This is a genomic window from Cellulosimicrobium funkei, from assembly GCF_001019615.1.
In the GTDB taxonomy this organism is placed as follows: Bacteria; Actinomycetota; Actinomycetes; order Actinomycetales; family Cellulomonadaceae; genus Cellulosimicrobium; species Cellulosimicrobium cellulans_E.
Genome location: NZ_JNBQ01000069.1, coordinates 1 through 6488, shown reverse-complemented (window position 1 = coordinate 6488; position 6488 = coordinate 1). Strand labels below are relative to the sequence as shown.

5 protein-coding genes are annotated in these 6488 nt (G+C 74.7%); 2 read left to right on the top strand and 3 right to left on the bottom strand.

Features of this window, described 5'->3' with window-relative positions:
- Together FB00_RS20590 and FB00_RS20585 are read left to right on the top strand one after the other, a co-directional pair.
- Window positions 1-3047 (top strand): pyruvate carboxylase (locus FB00_RS20590; RefSeq protein WP_047234789.1); only part of this gene is annotated, 3047 nt, incomplete at its 5' end.
- A 79-nt stretch (window positions 3048-3126) separates the two neighbouring features.
- On the top strand, window positions 3127-3969 hold the full coding sequence (locus FB00_RS20585; RefSeq protein WP_082141575.1) for an MBL fold metallo-hydrolase: 843 nt from the start codon (window positions 3127-3129) through the stop codon (window positions 3967-3969).
- A 37-nt stretch (window positions 3970-4006) separates the two neighbouring features.
- Here FB00_RS20585 and FB00_RS20580 read toward each other — a convergent pair whose 3' ends face one another.
- The 3 genes from FB00_RS20580 to FB00_RS20570 form a co-directional block, all read right to left on the bottom strand.
- Complete coding sequence (locus FB00_RS20580; protein WP_231581977.1) at window positions 4007-5260, bottom strand: phospholipase D-like domain-containing protein; 1254 nt, start codon at window positions 5258-5260, stop codon at window positions 4007-4009.
- A 103-nt stretch (window positions 5261-5363) separates the two neighbouring features.
- On the bottom strand, window positions 5364-5633 hold the full coding sequence (locus FB00_RS20575) for a DUF7218 family protein (RefSeq protein WP_047234790.1): 270 nt from the start codon (window positions 5631-5633) through the stop codon (window positions 5364-5366).
- Between the two features lie 117 nt (window positions 5634-5750).
- The coding region (locus FB00_RS20570; RefSeq protein WP_047234788.1) for a PQQ-binding-like beta-propeller repeat protein at window positions 5751-6488 on the bottom strand (738 nt) is incomplete at its 5' end.

Sequence of the window (6488 nt, the reverse complement as noted above, 5' to 3'; positions counted from 1 at the left end):
TGCGCGCGCTCAAGGCCGCCCGCGAGGCCGGACTGCCGGTGCTGGCGTCGAGCGAGCCGTCGTCGGACGTCGACGAGCTCGTGGCCGCGGCGGACGCGATCGGGTTCCCCGTGTTCGTCAAGGCCGTCGCCGGTGGTGGCGGGCGCGGGATGCGCCGTGTGGACACGCGCGAGGACCTGCCCGAGTCGCTGGCCGCCGCGATGCGCGAGGCCGACGGCGCGTTCGGCGACCCGACGGTGTTCCTCGAGCAGGCGGTGCTGCGCCCGCGGCACATCGAGGTGCAGATCCTCGCCGACGGCGCAGGCAACGTCGTGCACCTGTACGAGCGGGACTGCTCGCTGCAGCGCCGCCACCAGAAGGTCGTCGAAATCGCGCCGGCGCCGAACCTCGACCCGGCGATCCGGGACGCGCTGTGCGCGGACGCGGTGCGGTTCGCCCGGCACATCGGGTACCAGAACGCGGGCACGGTCGAGTTCCTCGTGGACACCGTCGGTGAGCGGGCCGGGCAGCACGTGTTCATCGAGATGAACCCGCGCATCCAGGTCGAGCACACCGTGACCGAGGAGGTCACCGACGTCGACCTCGTGTCCGCGCAGATGCGCATCGCGTCCGGCGAGACGCTCGAGGACCTCGGGATCCGGCAGGAGGACGTGCGCGTCAACGGCGCCGCCCTGCAGACCCGCATCACGACCGAGGACCCGGCGAACGGGTTCCGGCCCGACACGGGCCGCATCATCGCCTACCGCTCGCCGGGCGGGGCGGGCGTGCGGCTCGACGGCGCGACGGCGACCGCCGGGTCCGTCGTCTCGGGCCACTTCGACTCGATGCTCGTGAAGCTCACGTGCCGCGGCCGCGACTTCCCGACGGCGGTGCGCCGCGCCCGGCGCGCGCTCGCCGAGTTCCGCATCCGCGGCATCCGGACGAACATCCCGTTCCTGCAGGCCGTGCTCGCCGACCCGGAGTTCGTCGCGGGGAACGTGGCGACGTCGTTCATCGACGAGCGGCCCGAGCTCCTCGCGGCGCGCGAGAGCGCCGACCGGGGCACGCGCCTGCTCGCCTACGTGGGGGACACGACGGTCAACCGCCCGCACGGCGAGCCACGGCGCGCCACGGACCCCGCGACGAAGCTGCCCGCGCTCGACCTGTCCGTCGCGCCGCCGCCCGGCACGCGCCAGCAGCTCCTCGAGCTCGGCCCCGAGGGCTTCGCGCGCGCCCTGCGCGGCGAGCAGCGCCTGCGGGTCACCGACACCACGTTCCGCGACGCCCACCAGTCGCTGCTCGCGACGCGCGTGCGCACGCACGACCTGGCCGCCGTTGCGCCGCACGTCGCGCGCGCCACGCCGCAGCTGTGGTCGGTCGAGGCGTGGGGCGGGGCGACGTACGACGTCGCGCTGCGCTTCCTCGGCGAGGACCCGTGGGAGCGGCTCGCGACCCTGCGCGAGGCGATGCCGAACCTCGCGATCCAGATGCTGCTGCGCGGACGCAACACGGTCGGGTACACGCCGTACCCGACGCGCGTCACCGAGGCGTTCGTGGCGGAGGCCGCCGCGACGGGCATCGACGTGTTCCGGATCTTCGACGCGCTCAACGACGTCGACCAGATGCGTCCCGCGATCAAGGCCGTGCGTGCCACGGGCAGCACGGTCGCCGAGGTCGCGCTGTGCTACACGGGCAACCTGCTGGACCCGGCCGAGGACCTGTACACGCTCGACTACTACCTGCGCCTCGCGGACCGCATCGTCGACGCCGGCGCGCACGTGCTCGCCATCAAGGACATGGCCGGGCTCCTGCGCCCCGCCGCCGCGACGCGCCTCGTGACCGCGCTGCGCGAGCGCTTCGACCTGCCCGTGCACCTGCACACCCACGACACCTCGGGCGGTCAGATGGCGACGCTGCTCGCCGCCGCGGCCGCCGGCGTGGACGCGGTCGACGCCGCGAGCGCCGCCATGGCGGGCACGACGAGCCAGCCGTCGCTGTCCGCCCTCGTCGCGGGCCTGGAGCACACCGAGCGCGACACCGGCCTGTCGCTGACCGCGGTCGCGGACCTGGAGCCGTACTGGGAGGCGGTGCGCCGCGTCTACGCGCCGTTCGAGTCGGGCCTGCCCGGGCCGACGGGGCGCGTGTACGAGCACGAGATCCCGGGCGGGCAGCTGTCGAACCTGCGCCAGCAGGCGATCGCGCTCGGCCTGGGGGACAAGTTCGAGCAGATCGAGGCGATGTACGCCGCGGCGGACCGCATCCTGGGGCGCCTGGTGAAGGTGACGCCCTCGTCGAAGGTCGTGGGCGACCTCGCGCTGCACCTCGTGGCGGCGGGCGCGGACCCGGCGGAGTTCGCGGCCGACCCGCAGGCGTTCGACATCCCGGACTCGGTGATCGGGTTCCTGGGCGGCGAGCTCGGCGACCCGCCCGGGGGCTGGCCGGAGCCGTTCCGTTCCCGTGCCCTCGCCGGTCGCGCGGCGCGCGGCGGCGTGACGCCGCTGTCGCCGGAGGACGAGGCCGAGCTCGCGCAGGCGGGGGAGGTGCGGCGCCGGCGGCTGAACCACCTGCTGTTCGCGGGGCCGACCAAGGAGTTCGAGCAGGTGCGTCAAGCGTACGGGGACGTGTCGGTGCTCGACACCCCGACGTACCTGTACGGGCTCGAGCCGGGTCAGGAGGTCGCCGTCGCGCTCGGCAGGGGCGTGCGCCTGCTCGTGGGTCTCGAGGCGATCGGCACGCCCGACGAGCGGGGCATGCGCACGGTCATGTTCACCCTCAACGGTCAGCTGCGCCCGATCCAGGTGCGCGACCGCGCGGTCGACGTCGACGCGCGCACGGCCGAGAAGGCGGACCCCACGCAGCCGGGGCAGGTCGCGGCGCCGTTCGCGGGCGCGGTGACGCCGGTCGTCGTCGTCGGGGACGCCGTCGAGGCCGGGCAGACCGTCGCCACGGTCGAGGCGATGAAGATGGAGGCCGCGATCACGACCCCGGTCGCGGGCACGGTCCAGCGGGTCGCGATCGGCGCGGTGCAGCAGCTCGAGGGCGGCGACCTGGTCCTCGTCGTGGGCTGAGCGGTGGGCACCCGCGTGGTCGGGGTGGCAGCCTGAGGCGACGGCCGTCGCGGCGGGCAGGGCGAGCGGAGGAGGATCCATGCGAGTCACGTTCCACGGCCACGCGTGCGTCACGGTGCGGCACGGCGGTCAGGTCGTCGCGATCGACCCGGGCACGTTCAGCGACGCGGCGGGCGCCCTGCGCGACGCCCACACCGTGCTCGTCACCCACCAGCACCCGGACCACGTCGACGCGCCCGCGCTCGGCGCCGCCCTCGCGGCCCGGCCCGGGCTCACGGTCTGGGCGCCCGAGGCGGTGGTCGCCGCGCTGCGTCCCTCCCTGCCGCAGGACACCTCCGCGCGCGTGCACGTCGTCGTCCCCGGCGACGGTCTCGACCTCGGCGGCCTGGAGGTCGTGGTCGGTGGCGGCCGGCACGCGGTGATCCACCGCGACGTGCCCCGGATCGCCAACGTCACCTATCTCGTCCGCGGGGACGGTGCGACGCTCCTGCACCCCGGCGACTCGTTCGACGCGCCGGACGGCGACGCGCTCGGGGGAGAGCGGCTCGACGTGCTCCTCGCGCCGGTGTCCGCGCCGTGGCTCAAGCTCGCCGAGACGATCGACTTCGTGCGCGGGATCGACCCGCGCGTCGTCGTCCCCGTGCACGACGCCCTGCTCTCGACGGTGGGGCACGGCATGGTCGACCGTCTTCTCGGGGAGCAGCGCACCGGCGGGACGTACGCGTACCGACCGCTCACCCCCGGTGCGGCGCTCGACGTCGCCGCGGGGAGCCTGGACGGTGCCGGTGACGCCGCGGCCCGCGCGCTGCGCGACGAGCACCCCGAGTACGGCGAGGTGACGCTGCTCGAGGCCGACGAGACCGTGCCGCCCCGCCCCGAGGAGGAGGCGGCGGACACGCTGCGCTCCGACCCGGCGCGCTGAGACCGGCGCCGGTCCCGCCGGCGCCCGCCCGCGAGGCCTACAGCAGCGGGCGCAGGGGAGTGAGGACGACCTCGCTGAGCTTGGCCGCCACCGAGCGGGAGTCCCACTCGGCGAGCGTGAGCTCCCGCGAGTTCGACAGGTCGACGTCGAACACCTTCTCCATCTGCTCGGCCACCCCGGGGTCGGTGATCTCGAGGTTCACCTCGTAGTTCCCCGTCAGGGAGAGCCGGTCGATGTTGGCCGTCCCGATCGTCGTCCACGCGCCGTCGATGGTCGCGGTCTTCGCGTGCACCATCGCGTCCCGGTACAGGTGGATGCGCACCCCGCCCTTGAGCAGCGCCGTGTACAGACCGCGCGACAGCCAGTCCGCGAGCACGTGGTTGGAGCGCTCGGGCACCAGGACGCGCACGTCGACCCCGCGCGCGGCGGCCGCGAGGAGCGCTGCGAGGATCTCCCGGTCCGGGATGAAGTACGCCTGCGTGATGTAGACGTGCGAGCTGGCACGGTCGATGGCGTCGAGGTAGATGCCGCGGATCGGGAAGACGAGGTGCGCGGGCGCGTTGCGCGCGGCCCGCAGGCGCGGCTCCCAGTGCACCGACCCCGGGTCGGCGAGGAGCGGCTGGCCCGGCTTGCGGTTGGCGTTCCAGAAGTCCACGAACGCGTTGCGCAGCTCCCACGCGCTCGGGCCCACGAGGCGGACGTGCGTGTCGCGCCACTGCGTCGCGTACAGGGCGCCGATGTTGTACCCGCCGACGAACGCGATCTCGTCGTCGACCACGAGGATCTTGCGGTGGTCGCGACCCGACTTGCGCACGTTGAGCATGAGGACGCCCGGGCGGAACACCGGGTAGCGGATGACGTGGATCGGCTCCGGCAGGTCGAAGAACGCCTGCGGGACGACGAGGTTCGCGAACCCGTCGTAGACGACGAACACCTCGACGCCGCGCGCGCTCGCCTCGACCAGCGCCTGCTTGAACTCCTCGCCGAGCGCGTCCGCCTTCCAGATGTACGTCTCGAGCAGGATGCGGCGCTGCGCGCCGCGGATCGCGCCGAGCATCTCCCGGTAGACGTCCTCGCCGTACGTGAAGACGGTCGTCGTGGTGCCCGCGACCTCGACGGCGGCGGGGGAGGAGCGGGGGAACGACGCCTCGGTCGTGTTGCGGCGCTTGCGGATCGCGTCGGCGGTGACGAGCACGCCCGCGACCGTGATCGGCGCCGCGACGGCGACCACGAGCGCGCGGGAGAGCAGACGGCGGGCGGTGCGCAGGGCGGAGTCGGGCGACAGGTGCACGGACTCACCGTAGCGGGCGCGTCTCCGCGCGCGACCGCAGGACGGGCGCGCCGCGGGTGAGATCCCGCACCGCGGCCGTTCCCGGGTTCCCCGAGAGCCCGGGTCAGTGCGAGCGGAGGGCCTTGACGAGCTCGGCCTTGCGCATCGAGGAGCGGCCCTCGATGCCGATCTCCGCTGCGCGCTTGCGCAGCTTCTCGACCGTCCAGTCGTCGTAGTCGCCTGCCTTGCCGCCCTTGCGGCCGACGCTCTTGCGGGACGACCCGGCCGCGGCGTTCGCGATGCGCGCCGCCTTCTCCTTCGAGTCGCCCTCGTCGCGGAGCTTCTCGTACAGCTCGGGGTCCTTCACGCTCGGTCCCGGGTCGCGCTTCGGCACGGCGTCCTCCCTCGTCTCGTTCCGGCCACCTCGGCACGGGGGCCGGTCTCCCGTCAGGCTCACGCGGCCGTCGTCCGCTCGCACGCGGAGCTCACCCGACCGCCACACCTCGGCACCTCATCCGAGCACCGTGACGCGGGACGTGCTGGAGTCCACGTGCACGACCCGCCCCGCCACCGCGGCGAAGCCGTGCGGGTCCGCGTCGTACGCGGCCTGCCAGCGCACCACCCCGTCGTCGAGCGACAGCCCCACGAGGAGCGCGCGCCGCGGGGAGTCGGGGTCGGGCGCGACCACGGCGAGCGTGGCGCCGTCCGTGAACGCGGCCGTCACGCCGCGCGCGAGGTCCGGCCCGGCGTCGGGGCCACCCGCGGACGACCTCGACACGGAGCGCGGCCACGACCACACCCGCTCGCCCGTGCGGGCGTCGAGGGCGACGAGCGCGTCGCCCGTGGCGAGGACCGCGCGGCCGTCCGCGAGCGCCACGGCCTGCACGACCGGCAGGTCGACGCGCCACAGCTCGCCGGGCGGGTCCGTGGCCCCACCGGGCGCTGACGCGAGCGCGCGCACCCTGCCCGGGGTCTCGAGGAGCCAGGTGGTCGCGGTCCTGCCGGGTCCGACGAGCGGGACGAGAAGGCGCCCGGCGAGGGAGGTCAGGACCGTCCCGTCCGGGGCGACGAGCTGGGTGGCCACGGTGCGGTCGGGGGGCCGGACGGTCGTGCGCCAGAACGTGCCGTCCGCGCGGGGCGTGACGGTCGCCGTGATCGCGTCACCGCGGGCGTCCAGGCGGGTCCCGGCGAGGGTGAGGACCGCGCTGAGGCGGCACCCGCGCACGACGAGCAGGTCGTCCTCGACCGT